At 71.1% G+C, this 15,308-nt stretch carries 13 protein-coding genes; 4 read left to right on the top strand and 9 right to left on the bottom strand.

Going from position 1 to position 15,308, the window contains the following annotated elements; all coding sequences use genetic code 11:
- Positions 1-4: 4 nt before the first annotated feature.
- The 4 genes from KALB_RS00300 to KALB_RS00285 all read right to left on the bottom strand — a co-directional run bounded on the left by KALB_RS00300 (position 5) and on the right by KALB_RS00285 (position 6,562).
- On the bottom strand, positions 5-1,492 hold the full coding sequence (locus tag KALB_RS00300) for an ABC transporter substrate-binding protein (RefSeq protein ID WP_025353727.1): 1,488 nt from the start codon (positions 1,490-1,492) through the stop codon (positions 5-7).
- Positions 1,489-3,351, bottom strand: coding sequence for a hypothetical protein (locus KALB_RS00295; RefSeq protein WP_158510696.1), 1,863 nt, complete (start codon positions 3,349-3,351; stop codon positions 1,489-1,491). Before KALB_RS00295 ends, KALB_RS00300 begins: the two co-directional genes overlap by 4 nt.
- Positions 3,352-3,441: 90 nt before the next feature.
- The gene (locus KALB_RS00290; protein ID WP_025353725.1) at positions 3,442-5,241 is read right to left on the bottom strand and encodes a gamma-glutamyltransferase family protein; all 1,800 of its coding nucleotides are present in this window, start codon (positions 5,239-5,241) and stop codon (positions 3,442-3,444) included.
- A 7-nt stretch (positions 5,242-5,248) separates the two neighbouring features.
- The gene (locus KALB_RS00285; protein WP_025353724.1) at positions 5,249-6,562 is read right to left on the bottom strand and encodes a UDP-glucose dehydrogenase family protein; all 1,314 of its coding nucleotides are present in this window, start codon (positions 6,560-6,562) and stop codon (positions 5,249-5,251) included.
- Between the two features lie 136 nt (positions 6,563-6,698).
- On the opposite strand from KALB_RS00285, the gene KALB_RS00280 reads away from it, so the two are divergent.
- Both KALB_RS00280 and KALB_RS00275 read left to right on the top strand, forming a co-directional pair.
- On the top strand, positions 6,699-7,661 hold the full coding sequence (locus KALB_RS00280; protein ID WP_025353723.1) for an aldo/keto reductase: 963 nt from the start codon (positions 6,699-6,701) through the stop codon (positions 7,659-7,661).
- 373 nt (positions 7,662-8,034) lie between these two features.
- Entirely contained in the window at positions 8,035-8,793 is a 759-nt protein-coding gene (locus KALB_RS00275) for an SDR family NAD(P)-dependent oxidoreductase (protein ID WP_025353722.1), read from the top strand.
- 4 nt (positions 8,794-8,797) lie between these two features.
- On the opposite strand, the gene KALB_RS00270 is transcribed toward KALB_RS00275, so the two are convergent.
- The gene (locus KALB_RS00270) at positions 8,798-10,426 is read right to left on the bottom strand and encodes a TM0106 family RecB-like putative nuclease (RefSeq protein ID WP_025353721.1); all 1,629 of its coding nucleotides are present in this window, start codon (positions 10,424-10,426) and stop codon (positions 8,798-8,800) included.
- Between the two features lie 80 nt (positions 10,427-10,506).
- Between KALB_RS00270 and KALB_RS00265 the strand changes: the two genes are divergently transcribed.
- On the top strand, positions 10,507-10,938 hold the full coding sequence (locus KALB_RS00265) for a DUF6474 family protein (protein ID WP_025353720.1): 432 nt from the start codon (positions 10,507-10,509) through the stop codon (positions 10,936-10,938).
- A gap of 103 nt (positions 10,939-11,041) precedes the next feature.
- Positions 11,042-11,593 carry an EF-hand domain-containing protein gene (locus KALB_RS00260; protein WP_025353719.1) on the top strand — a complete coding sequence of 184 codons (552 nt, stop codon included), beginning with the start codon at positions 11,042-11,044 and terminating at the stop codon, positions 11,591-11,593.
- A gap of 117 nt (positions 11,594-11,710) precedes the next feature.
- Here the strand turns inward: KALB_RS00260 and KALB_RS00255 are convergent, their stop codons facing one another.
- Genes KALB_RS00255 through KALB_RS00240 form a run of 4 tightly spaced genes read right to left on the bottom strand, consistent with a single transcriptional unit; the run spans position 11,711 to position 15,255 of the window.
- A complete protein-coding gene (locus KALB_RS00255) occupies positions 11,711-12,730 on the bottom strand; it encodes a glycine betaine ABC transporter substrate-binding protein (RefSeq protein WP_042220047.1) in 1,020 nt (339 codons plus the stop codon).
- Positions 12,727-13,473, bottom strand: coding sequence for an ABC transporter permease (locus tag KALB_RS00250; protein ID WP_025353717.1), 747 nt, complete (start codon positions 13,471-13,473; stop codon positions 12,727-12,729). The genes KALB_RS00255 and KALB_RS00250 overlap by 4 nt, the downstream gene beginning before the upstream one ends.
- Positions 13,460-14,614: an ABC transporter ATP-binding protein gene (locus tag KALB_RS00245; protein WP_025353716.1), complete on the bottom strand. Its 1,155-nt coding sequence runs from the start codon at positions 14,612-14,614 to the stop codon at positions 13,460-13,462. Before KALB_RS00245 ends, KALB_RS00250 begins: the two co-directional genes overlap by 14 nt.
- Positions 14,611-15,255 (bottom strand): ABC transporter permease, encoded by a 645-nt coding sequence (locus KALB_RS00240; protein ID WP_025353715.1) that lies wholly within the window; start codon positions 15,253-15,255, stop codon positions 14,611-14,613. The genes KALB_RS00245 and KALB_RS00240 overlap by 4 nt, the downstream gene beginning before the upstream one ends.
- Positions 15,256-15,308: the final 53 nt, after the last annotated feature.

Genomic DNA, 15,308 nt, shown 5'->3' with positions numbered 1-15,308 from the left:
CCGGTCAACGTCCGGGGGTCATCGGCTGCCCGCTTCTGGCGGAGGACAGTTGCACGAAGTCGACCTTGCCGGTGGGGTCGCGGCGCAGGATCGGCACGGCTTTCGCGATCGGGTTGCCCGAGTTGTCCAACGAGATCCAGCCACTGGCCCCCGGCACGGCCTGGCTGTCGTGCAGTCGATTCCACTCCTGCTCGACATCGGCCGGGCCGACCGACAACCCGCCCTGGTTCGCGATCAGCTGGGTCGCCTTCACGACGGTGGCGACCGCGTCGTAGGCCATGATCGCCACCCCGTCGTCCAGCGAGTCCCGGTCAGCCTGGAACAGGCTGCCGTAACAGGTGTCCCGGCAGCCCCGGAAGACGGCCGCCGCCTGCGACTGCACCGCATCGGGCCTCGTGGTCCAGGTGGCCGGGTGCGCGAGCCCGGTGTAGAGCAGGGTCACGTTCGTGGCCAGGCCCTGCCGGAACTGCTCGCCGGGGTCGGTCAGGTTCGTGGTGTCGTCCCCCGCGACCACCGTCAGGTGCTTGCCCGTGCACTGCCTGCCGGAGAGCCTGCTGACGAAATCGCCCAACGCCTTGCCCCGCCCCGCGAAGAAGATGGCGTCCGGGGAGTTGTAGCAGATGTCCGACAACATCTGCTGGAACGTGTTGACCACACCGCTCAGCGAGGAGTCGAACTTCTCCGTCTGGCCGACCAGGCGGTGTTCGGCGTCCGGGAAGTTGGCGGCGAACGCGCTGGCGATGGTGGCCGAGTAGTTGTCGGTGGCGTTGACGTCCTGCACCAGCATCGCCTGCGTGGTCGACTGGTGCAGGTACGCCACGACCGCCTTCACCTGGTCCGAGTTGGACGGGGCGATGCGGACCAGGCCGGGGATGCCGCTGAAGTTGTCCGCGGTGATCCTGGACCCGACCGAGGGGATGTGCGCCTGGGACAGGCTGAGCACGGCGTCGTGGGTGCTGGTCAGGCTCTGCCCGAGCCCGGAGACGGCCACCAGGTGGTCCTCGCCGACCGCCCGGCGCTTGAGGTCCTCGACCACCGGGCGCCACTGGTCGCTGCGGCTGCCGGTGTTGGCGATCAGGATCCTGATCCGCGGCAGGCTGCCGGAGGTGTTGGCCACGACCTGCGCCAGCGCGGCGCCCTGCAACTCGTGCCGCACCGCCACCGGTGTGCTGCTGTCCTGGTCGGTGGGCAGCGTCGGCTGCATGACCGCGATGCTGACGTAGGGCTTGCCGCTGGCCAGCACTTCCTTGTTCTGCTTGAGGATCAGGTCCGACACCTCGGCCAGGTCCTCGGAGAAGTGGTAGCTGCCATCGGTGACGCCCACGCACTCCCCGGTGCTCGCCGCGTCCACCCCGTCCGCGCAGTGGCCGCGGGTGAACCACAGGTAGCCACCGACCCCGAACACCAGAACGACGGGCAGCACCAGGGCGATCGTGCGCAACGCCTTGGACAGCAAGGACTTCGGCACCGGGATGATCGGGTTCTGGTTCACCTGCGGTACTCCTCGGCCCGGTCCAGCAGCACCCGGGACCAGTTGTGCCGCTTGGCCAGGTCCCGGTAGCCGGACTCGATCTCCTGCCACAGCGTGCGTCTGGGGTCGCCCAGCGGGTCGGCGTTGATCCACAGCGAGGCCACCAGCCACCCGGTGGCCGGGTCCACCCCGGACTCACTGACCAGCGCCGCCGCCTGGTCGAACGCGCTCCTGTCCTGGGGCAGCGCGTTGGGCGCCGCGGTGATCGCGTCCAGCTGGGTCAGCCACTGCTCGTCGGACTCGTGTGTGAACACGCGCTCCAGGTGCTGCACGACTTCCTTGAACTCCCCGAGCGCCAGCCGGTGGTAGTTGACGTGCACCAACTGGCTGGCCCGCGTGCACTGCCTGCGGTGCACCGACTCCCAGCTGTTCGCCCGCCCGCGGTTGAGCCGCGTCAGTTCGTGCAGCAGCACCCTGCGCATCCACGGGTGCATCCCCGTACCGTTCTCGGCCAGCAGCAACCGATTCCCCAGCAACCCGTACGGGTCGCCGGGGGCGCCGGGACGGTCCGCGCCCAGGTCCTCGGTCGCCCCGCCCCGCTCGACGGTCGGTGTGGCCGAGGTGTTGATCAGCAGGCGCTGCTGCTCAGCGGTGAGGCCGTACAACAGTTCCCGTCGCGCCACCGGAACCAGCTCGGCGAAGGCCGCGCGCAGCGACACCTCGTCCCGGTCGGTCTCGGCCATGGCGGCGCTGAGCCTGGTCACCGCCCACGGCAGCCCGCCGGTGAGCCGGTGCACCACCCGCGCGTCCTCCTCGTCCTGCACCGTGTCCCGCCGGTCCGCCGTAAGCAGGTCGCCCACCTCGTCCAGGCTCAGGTCCCTGGCGGCGACCAGGTACCAGCGCGCGTCGCGCCCGCGACCCGCCGGGGACCAGTCGGCGAGCGTGGCCTGCTCCGGTGTGCGAACCGCCCGGCCGCGCTTGCGCGCGGACGCCGACGGGCTGTGCCAGTGCGAGTCCCACTCGCGGAGCCAGCTGCGACTGGTGCAGACCACGAGGAACGGGTCGGGCATCTCGGGGTCGCGGCTGGCCCGCATGAGCGTTGCGAGCAGCTTGCGACCGCTCACCGAGTCCACGTTGTCCAGCAGCACCAGGCAGTTCGTGGTGCGCTGGCCGGAACGCCACAGGCCGCGGTAGGCCCGGCGCATGTCCAGCAGGAACGCGGTGCAGAACATGTCGTCGAGCTCCTGGTCGGCACCGTGCGCGTGCCACTTGATCATGTCCAGCAGGGCGCCGTACGGCCCCGGCGGCGCGGCGCTGGCCTCCTTGGACAGCCGGGCCCCGAAGGTGAGCCTGCGCCGCCTGCTGACCCAGCCGAGCCCACCCCACAACAGCTTCAGCACCGAACCTGTCCACGAGGGCACACCGGTCGCGGTCACCAGGCGCAGCAGTTCCTCGATCTCATCGGCGGAACGCTCCAATGGGTCCTGCTTGCGCAACAACTCATTGACCATCCTGATCGCCTGTGAACGACTGTTCAGCGGCAGTGCACTTCCGACCATCAGAAGGCAGAGTGCGAGATGCGGGAACGCGATCTGACCGAACTGCCCGCACTTCGCCGACAATTCGAAGGCCAGCTCCGAAATGATCTTCCTGGTCGGCCGTTCGGCAACCCCGTCCAGGTCTACCCTGACCACGGGAAGTCTGCCCCGGCAATCCTCGTGCAGATGTGCGAGAAAGGCCGTCTTACCGCTTCCCCTCGGCCCCACCAGCGTGACGACCGGCAGGTCGGCACCCCGTCTTCGACCGAGGCTCGCCCTGTCTCTGCGCAGGCACTCCGCGATCAGCCGCTCGACACCCGCACGCCCGTAGAGTTCCGCCATCGGTTCCCCCCGGCGCGCTGTCGCTTGGCGGAAAATGGTGCCACAAGCGACAGCGGACCAGTGACGGCAAAAAGGGTGACACTGTTCGGGTCAACGCCCTACCGCATAGCCCTGCATACCGCGGGCGTTAGCTCCTGCACGGAGCAACTTCGTCGCTGGATCGCGTGAAACCGCGGACAAGCGACCCAACGCCCAGGGTCCCGCGTCGACAATCCTGTGCCCGCGCTCGCGCAACTGGCCGATCACCTCGGCGCCCAGTCGCGATTCCACCACCAATTCACCGGGCTGCCAGCTGCGCGGGTAGAACGAGCTCGGGAACGCCGTGCTCTGCCAGGCGGGCGCGTCGATCGCCTGTTGCAGGTTCATACCGCCGAGGGTGTGCGCCAGCCAGAAGCAGAGCTGCCACTGGTCCTGCTGATCGCCGCCGGGCGTGCCGAAGGCCAGCACCGGCTCGCCCTCGCGCAGCGCCAGCGAGGGCGTGAGCGTGGTGCGCGGGCGGCGGCCGGGCGCCAGCGAGGCGGGCAGCCCCTCCTCCAGCCAGAACATCTGCGCCCGCGTGCCCAGGGCGAAGCCCAGTGCCGGGATCGTCGGCGAGGACTGCAGCCAGCCACCCGATGGCGTGGCCGAGATGATGTTGCCCCAGCGGTCCACCACGTCGATGTGCACGGTGTCCCCGCGCACCCGGCCGTCCCGGCTCACCGTGGGCTCGCCCAGCGCCCCGGACACGGCCGCCTCACCGCCGCCGATGCCCCGCCCCTGCGTGATGAACTCCGCGAGCCGGGGCGCCCGCCCACCGGGTGCGCCGGGGCGCAGTTCGAGGGAAGCCTTGTCGCCGACCAACTTCGCGCGTTCCGCCGCGTACCCGGTGGACAGCAGGTCGGTGATCGGCACGTCCGCGCTGTCCCCGTACCAGGCCTCGCGGTCGGCGAAGGCGAGCTTCGCGCACTCCACCGCCAGGTGCACGGTCTCCGCCGTGGGCAAACCGTCCACATAGGACAAGCGGTCCGCGAACCGGTCCAGCAGGAGCAGTTGCTGGAGCAGCACGGGTCCCTGCGACCAGGGACCGCACTTGGCCAGGGTCCACGGCCCGAACTGCGCGGTGACCGGGTCCTCGTAGCTGGCGGACCAGTTCGCCAGGTCCGCACCGGTGAGCAGGCCTGGGTGGTCGCGGCCCGAGTCGTCGCGGAACGCCTTGCGGCTGAACGACTCGATCTCCGCGGCGACGAAGCCCTGGTACCAGGCGCGGCGCCCCGCCTCGATCTGCGCCTCGCGGTCGGCCCCCGCCGACTCGGCCTCGGCGAGCAGCCGCTCCCAGGTGTCGGCCAGCACGGGGTTGCGCATGCGGGAGCCGGGCGCGGGCACCCGGCCGCCGGGCAGCCACAGGTCGGCGGAGGTGGTCCAGTGCTCGCGGAACAGGTCTGCGACCGTGGCGATCGTGGCCGGGATCCGTTCCACCAGCGGGAATCCGTCCCGCGCGTAGCCGATGGCGTAGCCAAGCACCTCGCGCAGCGACTTGGTTCCGTGGTCGCGCAACAGGGTCAGCCAGCCGTCCCACGCGCCGGGCACCGTGGCCGCGAGCAGCCCGCTGCCCGGAACCAGGTCCAGACCCAGGTCCCGGTAGTGCTCGATCGTGGCGGCGGCCGGGGCGACCCCCTGTGCGCACAACACCTTCGGCCGCGGATCGCCCGCCGTGGCGAACACCGCGGGCACCTCACCGCCGGGCCCAACCAGGTGTGGCTCCACGACCTGGAGCACGAAGCCCGCGGCTACCGCCGCGTCGAAGGCGTTGCCGCCCGACTCCAGCACGGCCATGCCCGCCGCCGAGGCGAGCCAGTGGGTGGACGCGACCATGCCGACCGTGCCGGCCAGTTCAGGGCGAGTGGTGAACACTCCCCCATCACACCACGGCTGCCAGCACCTGCAAGGGGTTCGCGGGCCCGCGGCCCACACCCCACCAGGTCAGCCCGCAGCGCTGGAGGGCGTCGGGGTCCAGGTGGTTGCGGGTGTCCACCACCAGCGGGGAGTCCACCAGCTCGGCCACCCGCGACCAGTCCAGGCAGCGGAACTCCGGCCACTCGGTGAGCAGGGCGACCACGTCGGCGCCCTTCACGGCGGCGTACGCGTCGTCCACCACCCGCACGCCAGGGACCTCGCCGCGCACACCGGGGTCGTAGCCGGTGAGCTCGGCCCCCTCGGCCAGCAGCAGCTCCGCGACGGCCAGCGCCGGTGAGTCGCGCAGGTCGTCGGTGCCCGCCTTGAAGGCCAGGCCCAGCAGGCCGATCCGCTTGCCGCGCAGCCTGCCGCCCGCCGCGTGCCTGATCTTGGACACGACCCGCTCGCGCTGCCGCGTGTTGGTGTCGATGGTGGCCGTGAGCAGCGGGAAGTCGAAGCCGACCGCACCGGCCACCTGGACCAGCGCGTGCGTGTCCTTGGGCAGGCAGGACCCGCCCCAGCCCGGCCCCGGCTGGAGGAAGGACTGGCCGATGCGCCGGTCGTAGCCCATGCCCTCGGTCACGTCGGCCACGTCCGCGCCCAGCCGCTCGCAGAGTTCGGCGATCGCGTTGACGTAGGACAGCTTCATGGCCAGGAAGCAGTTCGCCGCGTACTTGACCAGCTCGGCACTGGCCGCGTCGGTGAGCACCGTGGGCGCGCCCAACCGGGCGTAGAGCGCGGCCACGCGTTCGGCCGCGTCCTGGGTGTCGCAGCCTACGACGATCCGGTCCGGGTTGAGGAAGTCGCGCACGGCCGTGCCCTCGCGCAGGAACTCCGGGTTGGACACCACCGGCACGTCCTTGCGCTTGAGCAGCGCGCTGACCCTGGCCGCGGTGCCGACCGGCACGGTGGACTTGTTCACCACCACGCAGCCGACCGGCAGCACGGTGCGCACCTCGGCGATCACCGACTCCACGGCGGCCAGGTCGGCGGCGCCGCCCGCGCCCATCGGGGTGGGCACGCACAGGAACACCACCTCGGCGTCGACCACGGCCTGCGCCGCACCGACCACGAACTCCAGCCGCCCCGCGGCCAGCCCCTCGTTGACCAGTTCGGACAGTCCGGGCTCCAGGATGGACACGTGCCCGGCGCGCAGCCGGTGCACCTTGGCCACGTCCACGTCCGCGCAGACCACCCGATGACCGAGGGAGGCCAGACAGGCTCCCGTGGTCAGACCGACGTACCCGGTGCCGACCACCGCGATCCTTCGAGCGAACACCTCGCACCACCCCGAACCGGTAGCAGGGCCATCGCAGTGAAGGTGGCAGGCGCAGTTGAAGACGCGCATAACTCGAACCGTCCGTCACGAGTTCGGACGGTGACGTTAACCCGCACACGGACGTAAGGTGCCGCCCGTGGAGCAGAGACGTCTCGGTGATTCGGGTCTTGTCGTCAGCGCGGTCGGGCTCGGCTGCAACAACCTCGGCAGGCCGGGTACAGCGACGGAGTCGCTGGCCGGGGCGCGGGCCGTGGTGGAGGCGGCCCTGGACAACGGGGTGATGTTCTTCGACGTGGCCGACGTCTACGGGGCGCCCAGGGGTCGCAGCGAGGAGCTTCTGGGGCAGGCCCTGTCGGGGCGCCGCGAGCACGCCGTGATCGCCACCAAGTTCGGCGTGGACATGCAGGGTGTCAACGGCCCCGACTTCGGCGCGCGCGGCTCGCGGCGCTACGTGCGGCGGGCGGTGGAGTCCTCCCTGCGCAGGCTGAACACCGACTGGATCGACCTGTACCAGCTGCACCGCCCCGATCCGGCGACCCCGCTGGAGGAGACCCTGTCGGTGCTGGACGACCTGGTACACGAGGGCAAGATCCGCTACGTGGGGCACTGCAACCTGGCCGGGTGGCAGCTGGCCGACGCCGCGTGGTCGGCGAACTCGGCGAACGTGGCCGCCCCGGTGTCCGCGCAGAACCACTACTCCCTGCTGGAGCGCGAGGTGGAGCGCGAGGTCGTGCCCGCCTGCCAGCGGTTCGGTCTCGGGCTGCTGCCGTACTTCCCGCTGGCCAACGGCCTGCTGACCGGCAAGTACAGCCGGGAGGGGCAGCCGCCCGCGGGCAGCAGGCTGGCCGGGCGGGACCGGCTGCTGGCCGACGCGCCCTGGGACCGGATCGAGAAGCTGCGCGCCTTCGCCGAGGAGCGCAGCATGCCGATGGCCCAGCTGGCGATCGGCTGGCTGGCCGCGCAGCCCACGGTCGGCTCGGTGATCTGCGGGGCGACCAACCCGGACCAGGTCAGGGCGAACGCGAAGGCAGCGGACTGGACCCCGCTGCCCGAGGAGCTGGACGTGATCGACGAGATCTGCCCGCCTGGCAGGCGCTGAGCCAGTTGTCCACAGGCGCCGAGTTGTCCACACGTGGATCTTCATCAAGATCAACTAGGGGGTGCGCGGGGTAGACTGGAACTGGGGACGCCCCCCGAGGAGTGGTGGGGGATGCCCCTGAGTGGGGGTCCGACCCAGGTCGTAGCGGAGTGTGATGCTCATCATCCCCCGGTAGCAGGCGAGCAATCCCCTCGCGGCCGACGCGGGCGCGGGCCGGAGCACAGCACAGTGGTCTACATGGAAATCCTGCTGTTCGCGCTGATGTTCTGCGGCCTCGCGCTCGTGGTGGCGCTGCCGCTGCTGGCGATGCTGCACCTCTCGGAGAGGCCCACCAACCAGGACTTGTGAGCCGGTCAGGTCGTAGCCTCCCGGCATGCAGATCTCTGACAACGCCGCGATCGTCACCGGTGGTGCCTCCGGGCTCGGCGGCGCGACCGCACGCGCGCTGGCCGCGCGGGGGGCCAAGGTGTTCGCCCTGGACCTGCCCAAGTCCATCGAGAACGCCGAGACCGTGGAGGGCGTCACCTACCTGGCCGCCGACGTGACCAGCGGCGAGCAGGTGCAGGCCGCCGTGGACACGGTGACCGCGGGGGACGCGCCGCTGCGCATCGTGGTCAACTGCGCCGGGGTGGGCACCGCGGGCCGCGTGGTGGGCAAGACCGGCCCGCACGACCTGGACGTGTTCCGCAAGGTCATCGAGGTCAACCTGATCGGCACGTTCAACGTGCTGAGGCTGACCGCCGCCGCCATCGCGAAGACCCCCGAACTGGAGGGTGGGCAGCGCGGGGTGGTGGTCAACACCGCCTCGGTCGCCGCCTACGACGGGCAGATCGGGCAGGCGGCGTACGCCTCCTCGAAGGGCGGCGTGGTCGGGCTGACCCTGCCCGCGGCCCGTGACCTGTCCGGTTCCGGCATCCGGGTGATGACCATCGCCCCGGGCATCATCGACACCCCGATGCTCGCCGGGGTCACCGAGGAGTTCCGCGCCGGGCTAGCCTCCGGTGTGCCGTTCCCGAAGCGCCTGGGCCTGCCCGCCGAGTACGCGCAGCTGGCTGTGGCCATCGTGGAGCACGACTACCTCAACGGCGAAGTGATCCGCATGGACGGCGCGCTGCGCATGGCGCCCCGCTAGGTCGTCACAGGTCCCCGGCGTAGGGCAGCCGCCCCATCGCCGGGGACGCCATCCAGTCCCGCAGCGCCAGGGTGGCCCGCACGTCGTCCTCGTTGTACTCCAGCAGCCGGTGCCGCTGGGAGTGCTCGGCGGGCAGCCCGTCCATGCCGACCGCGTCCCGGTACCAGCGCATGGAGTTCTCGCCCCCGGCCTCGGGGTCGCGCCAGTGGAACCCGGCCATCGGGGCGATCGTCTTGAGCCCCTTGCCGTGCGCGCAGAGGAACTGGTCGCGGACGCTGCCGAACACGTCGAACCAGGCGTCCGAGCTGATGAACGCCTGCACCTGCTTGACCGTGGGCACGCCGGGCTGCCCGGCGAACCGGTCCGCGGAGGCGATCAGCCAGCGGTTCTCGGCCAGCTCGTTGTAGCAGTAGGCGCGGAAGCTCAGCCCGCGCGCGGTGGCCCGCAACCGCACGCCCATCAGCCAGTTCCAGAACTCCGCGAAGGACCGGGCCTCGTCCGCACAGGGCACCGGGTCCCAGGTGACGAACGGCCGGTAGCCGAGGGGCTCGCCCACGTCGGCCCCGCTGACCAGGCAGCCCCACAGGTAGGCGCCCGCGTCCCCGAAGCTCTCCATGTCCACGTCGACCTCGACGTCCGCGCGCGGCACGGTGACCTCGCGGACCCGCCGCACCACGGTGAGGTCGCGCAGCCAGGCCCTGGCCAGCACCACGGCGTCCTGCGGGGGCATGCCGACCAGCGGCACGTCCCGCAGGTCGGCGGTGGCGAGCTGGTCCACCGTGGTGATGCCGACCTTGCGCAGCTGCACCGCGTCCTCGCCGCGCACCACCAGGCTGACGTCCCTGGCCTCACGCAGGTCCACCTCGCACACCGGCCACCACGGGCAGCTGCGGCACTCCACGATGCGCGAGGGCCTGGCCAGCGGTTCCGCGCCGATCGAGGCCGCGGTGGCCACGGCGAGCCGGTCGCCGAAGCGGCTGTCGTACTCCGAGAGCGCGGTGCGGCCCCCTGGCCAGGTGGGCGCGTCCAGGTCGTGCCAGAGCACCACGTCGGCGTCCATGCCGATCACGCCGCCGTAGCTGCGGCCGCCCGCCGCGAAGCCCGCGGCCTGCAACATGCGCTGGGCGTGCGCGAGCCGCAGCTGGTCACGCGGCTGCGGGCGCACCTTGCGCCGCGGATCGGCGCGCATGCCGATCGGGGTCGGCTCGCCCACCGGGGTGGTCCGCGCCCCACTGCCCGGATCGGTGATCTTGTGCCGCACCACGAGCACCGGCACGTAGCCGCCATCCACCCGCACCAGCAGGTCGATGCCGCCGCGACGGCCGCCCCCGAGGTCGCGCGGCAGGACCGGCGCCCAGACGTAGCGCGCCCCCGCGGCCAGCGCGGCCAGGGTGGCCCGCTCCCGGTCGGCCGTGCGCGCGTCGAGCGGGATCTCGGTCCAGTCCGAGCCCACCACCTTCGCCATCCGGTCGGCCACCAGCCTGCGGTGCGCCATGGCGTCCGCGCGCCGCTGCTCCCCGGACGGGTCCGGCGGGGCCTTCGGGGCGTCCACCATGGACGGGTCGCTCTCCAGGTGCACGCGTCGCCGACAGCGGGTCACCACACCAGCGTCGAGCAGCACCGAGGACGTCACGCCAAGCAGCCTAAGCCCGCCCACCGACATGCGTGCTCACCGCCCGGTGGATCTCCACCGGGCGGACTAGAGTCCCCGGCGTGGCAGCACGCAAACCCCGGTTCACGCCTGCTCGTGCCAAGAACCTGCTCGGCATCGCCAAGGTGGTCGGCCCCACCGTGGTCCCGGTGGTCGCCCCGTACGCGCTGAAAGCTGCCGGTGCCGTGCGCAACTCCTACGACCGCATGCGGGCACGCCGCCTCGGGGTCGAGGTGGACCAGCTCGCCTCGTACTCGGGGCGCGGCGGCGCGCTGCACGCCAGGATCGCCGGGGTCGCGGGTGCGCTGCCCGACCTGCGCGCCGCCGGCCACGCCGGGTTCGCCGAGGCCGCAGAGCACACGCTGACCCAGCTGGCCGCCGCCGTGCGCGCCGCCGAGACCATGCCCACCAGCCGCCGCAAGGCCGCGCACCGGGCCGTGTCGGCCGAGCTGGACCGCGTGGAGGAGGAGTTGCTGCGCCTGCTCGGCGTCTGACTCATCCCTTGGTGTGCTCAGGTCCAACACTGATGGGTCTGTCCGGTCCGTCCGCGCCCCAATAACGTCGTCGGCAGACGATCACCACACCGGGAGAGGGCGCATGCTGAGCGAGCTCCAGCTCAAGAACATCCAGTCCATGTTCGACGTGCTCGACCAGGACGGCAACGGCCTGATCGAACGGGAGGACCTGACCTCCGTCGGCGAGGGCATCACCGAGGTGTTCGCGCACGAGGAGTCCTCGCCGCACCACGCCGCCGTGACCAAGGCCTACGAGGCGTGGTGGGAGCAGATCCGCGCCGGGGCCGACGCCGACGGGGACGGCCGGATCACCAGGGAGGAGTTCGTCGCCGCCGTGGAGAAGGGGCTGCTGTCGGACCCCAACTACCTCGACGTGATCGCCGCCGCGGCCGACACCGTCTTCGACGCCGCCGACGTGAACGGCGACGGGGTCCTCAACCAGACCGAGGTCGTCGCCCTCTACAGCGGGGCCGGTGTGGGCGCCGCGGCGGCGATCGGCGCCTTCAAGCAGATCGACACCAACGGGGACGGCAGCATCAGCCGCGAGGAGTGGCAGCAGTCCGTGCGGGGCGCCTTCACCAGCACGGACCCCGGCTCCACCGGCGCCAACATGCTGGGCAACGCTTCCAGCTGAGGAACAAATCCCCCACCACTCCCTGGGGGGCGTCCCCGTCACCAGTCTACCGCCCACCCCCGACACCTGATCTTGCTCAAGATCCACATGTGGACAACTCGCCGCCTGTGGACAGCCTCAGGGCCGCGCCTGCTTGGGCATCGTGACGAAACCCTGCTCGACCAGCCAGTCCCTGGCCACGTCGGCGGGGTCCTTGCCCTGCACGTCGACCTGGGCGTTCAGCTTGAGCATGGTGTCGTTGTCCAACCGTTCGGCGACCGGCCGCAGCACCTGCTCGATCTGCGGGTGCTCGGCCAGCACCTTCGAGGACACGTTGACGGCGGCGTTGTACTGCGGGAAGAAGTGCCTGTCGTCGGCGAGCACGCCCAGGTCCAGGGACAGGATCCGGGCGTCGGTGGTGAACACCTCGCCGAAGTTGCAGGCGCTGGCGTCCTTGGTGGCCTGGTAGACGGCCCCGGTGCCGAGGATCTTGACGTTGCCGGGCGGCACGTCGATCCCGTAGTGCTTGGTCATGCCGGGGAACCCGTCGTTGCGGCTGGCGAACTCGGTCTCCAGGCAGAACGTGGCGGCCGAGGGGTCGCGGCGGGCGAGCGCGGCCAGGTCGGACAGGGTGTGCACCCCGTACTTGTCCTGCACCTGCTTGGTCATCGCGATGGCGTAGCGGTCGTTGACCGGGGACATGGCGATCCAGTCGATGCCGTGCGCCTTGTCCTCGGCGCGGACCTTGGTGAACTGCTCCTGGGGATCGGTGATCACGTCGTTGTGCCCGAGGTAGCTGATCCACGCCGTGCCGGTGTACTCCCAGGTCAGGTCGATCTGCCCGGCCTTCAACGCGTTGCGGGCGCTGGTGGAGCCCTGGATGTTGGTGAGGTCGCGCACCTCGGCGCCCGCGGCGGACAACGCCAGCTCGGCGAGGTAGCCCAGCACGATGTTCTCGGTGAAGTCCTTGGAGCCCACGGCCAGTTCGACCCCGCGCAGCTCCGGCACCTCCTTGATCGAGCCCGGCCCCACCCGCACCGGCACGGCCGAGCCCGAGCTCAACCCGCAGCCGCCGAGCAGCACACCGACCAGCAGCAGTCCTACGACACGCCGCACCACCGCCCTGTGCCCGATTGATTCGCTCGCAAGCTCGCTCATCGCAACCCCCTCGGAGCCAGGTAGCGCTCCGCGAGCGCACCGAGCCAGTCCACGAGCAGTGCCAGCGCCATGGCCAGCACCGCGCCGGTCACCAGCACCGAGTACCGGCCCAGCTTGTCCCCGGTGTCGATCAACACGCCCAGTCCGCCGCCCGCGACGAAGAAGGCCAGGGTCGCCGTGCCGACGGCGAGCACCAGTGAGGTGCGCAGCCCGGCCAGGATGAGCGGCACGGCCAGCGGCAGTTCGATGCGGCGCAGCACCGCCGAGGCCGACATGCCGATGCCCCGACCGGCCTCGACCAGCGAGGGGTCCACCTGCTGGATGCCGACGATGGTGTTGCGCAGCACCGGGAGCAGCGCGTACAGGGCGATCGGCAGCGCCGCGATCCAGAACCCGGTCGCGCCGGTGACCAGGAAGAACAGCACGAGCAGGCCGATCGCGGGCGCGGCCTGGCCGATGTTGGCCAGCACCAGCACGAAGGGCGCGGCCGGCCTGGCCCAGCGACGGGTCAGCACCACACCCAGCGGCACGCCGACCAGCACCACGATCGCCGTGACGGCCACCGACAGCAGCAGGTGCTGCCAGGTCAGGCCGAGAATGGTGCTGACGTTGATGTTGCGCTGCTCGATGTCGTCCAGCGGCCCCGAGGCGATCACGCCCAGCACCGCGGCCAGCCCGACCAGCACGACCACCGGCTGGGCGAACAGCCGGATCCGCTCGGCCCTGGGATTAGTCGTGGTCATGCTCGTGCTCCTCCCGCAGGGTGCGGATCACGTCCATCACCGTGTCTATGCGCACGACGCCCAGGTACTCGCCGTGCTGCCCGGTGACCGGCACGTGCCCGCCCTCGGTGAGGATCGCCTCCAGCGCGTCCTGCAGGGTGGACCGCTGGGTGACGGTCGCCTCCACCGGCCTGCCCAGGGTGCTCAGCGCACCGCCGCCGACCAGTTCGCGCACGTGCACCCAGCGCACCGGCCGCCTGCGCGCGTCGAGCAACAGCGCGTACTTGCTGTTCTGCATGGTGAGCCGCACGTGCAGGGCGGCGGGATCCTCGTCGGTAGGGGCCGTGACCGCCTCGTCCAGGTCCACGTCCTTGACCCGCAGCAGGGTGAGCTGCTTGAGCGAGGCGCCCGCGCCGACGAACCCGGCCACCGTGTCGTCGGCGGGGTTGGCCAGCACGGCCTCGGGCGTGTCGTACTGGAGGATGCTGGACCGGGGGCCGAGCACGGCGATCCGGTCGCCGAGCTTGACCGCCTCGTCGAAGTCGTGCGTGACGAACACGATCGTCTTGCGCAGCTCGGACTGCAGCCGCAGCAGCTCGTCCTGCAGGTTGCCCCTGGTGATCGGGTCCACGGCGCCGAACGGCTCGTCCATCAGCAGCACCGGCGGGTCGGCGGCCAGTGCCCTGGCCACGCCGACGCGCTGCTGCTGGCCGCCGGAGAGCTGGCGCGGGAACCGGTTCCGGAACTGGGCCGGGTCCAGCCCGACCAGGTCGAGCAGCTCCTCGACGCGGGCGCGCACCTTCTGTTGTTGCCAGCCGAGCAGGCCGGGCACCAGGCCGATGTTCTCGCCGACGGTCATGTGCGGGAACAGCCCGGCCTGCTGGATGGCGTAGCCGATGCCTCTGCGCAGCTTGTCCGGGTTCAGCGAGAGCGCGTCCCGGCCGCCGATGGTGATCCGCCCCGAGCTGGGCTCGATCAACCTGTTGATCATCTTCATGGTGGTGGTCTTGCCGCAGCCGGACGGCCCGACGAACACCACGACCTGACCGGCCGGGATGGTCATGCTGAACTCGTCCACGGCGGCCACCTGGCTGCCCGGGTACCGCTTGGTCACCTGGTCCAGGCAGATCTCCACACCGCTGACGGTGCCTTCTCCGGTCACGCCACACCCCTCGAAATCGTCAGCCTGCCGAGCAGCACGTAGGCCCCGTCCAGCACCAACGCGACGATCACCACACCGATCGTGCCCGCCAGTGCCAGGTTGATCGCGTTGGCGCTGCCCACCCGGGACAGCCCGCTGAAGATGACGTTGCCCAGGCCCGGCCCCTTCACGTACGCCGCGATGGCCGCGATGCCCATCAGCAGCTGGGTGCTCACCCGCATCCCGGTGAGCACCGCGGGCCAGGCCAGTCGCAACTGCACCCTGGTCAGCACCCCCGCACGGCTCATGCCGATGCCCCTGGCTGCGTCCAGCACCGCGGGGTCCACCCCGGCCAGCCCGACGATCGTGTTGCGCACGATCGGCAGCAGCGCGTAGAGCACCAGCGCGGTGACCGTGGGCGCCACACCCAGGCCCAGCACGGGGATGAGCAGCCCGAGCAGGGCGAAGGACGGGATGGTCAGCACGGCGCTGGTCAACGCCGTGGCCACCGCGGACCCGGCCGGACTGCGGTGAACCGCGACACCCAGGGCCACGCCGAGCACCGCCGCGATCAGTGTGCACTGGATCACAGCGCTGGCGTGCTGTGCGGCGTCGACCAGCAGTTCCTGCCAGCGCGACGCCACGTAGTCAGCAAAGCTCATGGGTTACCCCTACCCGTTTGGTCTAGTCCTCAAACACGTAGGTGTCCCCCGGT

Source organism: Kutzneria viridogrisea DSM 43870 (assembly GCF_000525635.1).
GTDB lineage: Bacteria > Actinomycetota > Actinomycetes > Mycobacteriales > Pseudonocardiaceae > Kutzneria > Kutzneria viridogrisea.
This window is presented reverse-complemented; position numbering and strand designations above follow the sequence as displayed.

Excerpts from the sequence above, each read along its gene's own strand:
- KALB_RS00240 (WP_025353715.1), bottom strand. The coding sequence starts at position 15,255 with ATGAGCTTTGCTGACTACGTGGCGTCGCGCTGGCAGGAACTGCTGGTC.
- KALB_RS00275 (WP_025353722.1), top strand. The coding sequence starts at position 8,035 with ATGCAGATCTCTGACAACGCCGCGATCGTCACCGGTGGTGCCTCCGGG.
- KALB_RS00260 (WP_025353719.1), top strand. The coding sequence starts at position 11,042 with ATGCTGAGCGAGCTCCAGCTCAAGAACATCCAGTCCATGTTCGACGTG.
- KALB_RS00295 (WP_158510696.1), bottom strand. The coding sequence starts at position 3,351 with ATGGCGGAACTCTACGGGCGTGCGGGTGTCGAGCGGCTGATCGCGGAG.
- KALB_RS00250 (WP_025353717.1), bottom strand. The coding sequence starts at position 13,473 with ATGACCACGACTAATCCCAGGGCCGAGCGGATCCGGCTGTTCGCCCAG.
- KALB_RS00255 (WP_042220047.1), bottom strand. The coding sequence starts at position 12,730 with ATGAGCGAGCTTGCGAGCGAATCAATCGGGCACAGGGCGGTGGTGCGG.